Annotated in this window: 1 protein-coding gene and 1 pseudogene; both read left to right on the forward strand. The window is 68.1% G+C overall.

Translation table 11 applies throughout. From position 1 onward, the window contains the following. The first annotated feature begins 132 nt into the window (after nucleotides 1-132). Nucleotides 133-1,422 carry an ABC transporter substrate-binding protein gene (locus AC1D15_RS30875; protein ID WP_477829034.1) on the forward strand — a complete coding sequence of 430 codons (1,290 nt, stop codon included), beginning with the start codon at nucleotides 133-135 and terminating at the stop codon, nucleotides 1,420-1,422. Further along, a pseudogene (locus AC1D15_RS30880) lies at nucleotides 1,413-1,682 on the forward strand (sugar ABC transporter permease); the annotation flags it as partial. The gene AC1D15_RS30875 and the pseudogene AC1D15_RS30880, both read left to right, overlap by 10 nt.

The following is a 1,682-nucleotide window of genomic DNA, read 5'->3' on the forward strand; positions in this document are numbered from 1 at the left end:
CGCCGCGCCAAGCCGCGCAATGTTTCAATCGTGAACCACAAGCCGCAACAAGAAATCCCGCGTTAACCCGCCACGCCTCTACTCCCCCCGCGGGCCGCAGTCGACGGCCCCGACCACAGGAGACGACACACCATGCAAGCCACCCTCCGGGCCACCGCGCTCGCCGCGACCCTGTGCCTGAGCGCGTTCGGCGCCCAGGCCGTCACGCTGAAGATCTCGTGCGGGGCCGTCGGGCTCGAGTTCCAGCTCTGCAAGGAGGAGTCCGATGCCTGGGCCCGGAAGACCGGCCACGAGGTGCAGGTCATCAACGCGCCCAACGACTCGAACGAGCGCCTCGCGCTGTACCAGCAGATCCTCGGCAGCGGCTCCGACAAGATCGACATCTACCAGATCGACGTCGTCTGGCCCGGCCTGCTCGCCAGCCACCTGATCGACCTGAAGCCCTACACCAAGGGCGCCGAGAAGGAGCACTTCCCGGCCATCATCGCCAACAACACCGTCGGCGACAAGCTGGTCGCGATGCCATGGTTCACCGACGCCGGGCTGCTGTTCTACCGCAAGGACCTGCTCGAGAAGTACAAGGTTGCGCCGCCCACCACCTGGGACGCGCTGGCCGCCGCCGCGAAGAAGATCCAGGACGGCGAACGCGCCGCCGGCAACCCGAAGATGTGGGGCTTCGTCTGGCAGGGCCGCGCCTATGAAGGCCTGAGCTGCAACGCGACCGAATGGCTCGCGAGCTTCGGCGGCGGCGCCATCGTCGAATCGAACGGCAAGGTCTCGGTCAACAACGCCAACGCGATCAAGGCGCTGCAGACCGCGGCGAGCTGGGTCGGCACCATCACGCCGAAGGCGGTGCTGAACTACGCCGAGGAAGACAGCCGCGGCGTGTTCCAGTCGGGCAACGCGGTGTTCCTGCGCAACTGGCCCTACGTCTGGGCGCTGGCGCACAAGCCCGACAGCCAGATCGCCGGCAAGGTCGGCGTGATGCCCTTGCCTGCCGGTGGCAGTGGATCGACAGGAGGCCGCAGCGCCGCGGCGCTCGGCGGCTGGCAGCTCTCAGTCTCGAAGTACTCGAAGAACCAGGCCGTGGCCGCCGACCTGGTGAACTACCTCGTCAGCGCCGCGGTGCAGAAGGACCGCGCGATCAAGGCCTCGTACAACCCGACGCTGCCGGCCCTCTACAAGGATGCCGACGTGATGAAGGCCAACCCCTTCATGGCCGAGCTCGGCAGCACCTTCGCCGCTGCGGTGAGCCGCCCGTCGACGGTGACGGCCGCGCAGTACAACCAGGTCAGCAACCTGTTCTGGAACGCGGCGCACGACGTGCTCTCCGGCAAGACACAGGCGCCGCAGGCGGTGGCCGACCTCGACCGGCAACTCAACAAGCTCGCCCCCGCGGATAAATCCGACAGATGGAACTGACGGGCACCGGCCTGCAGCGCGCGCGGCGCGTGCAGGCCTGGTGGCTGGTGCTGCCGACGCTCGCGGTGCTGGCGGCGGTGGCCGGCTGGCCGCTCGCGCGCACGCTGTTCTTCAGCCTGACGGATGCGAAGCTGTCGGCACTCGGCACGCACCGCTTCGTCGGGCTCGACAACTACCTGGGCCAGCGCTTCGGCGAGGGCGGCGTGCTGTTCGATCCCGAATGGTGGGCCTCGGTCGGCAACACGCTGCTGTTCACCGTG

Source organism: Rhizobacter sp. P2_H2, from assembly GCF_056403375.1.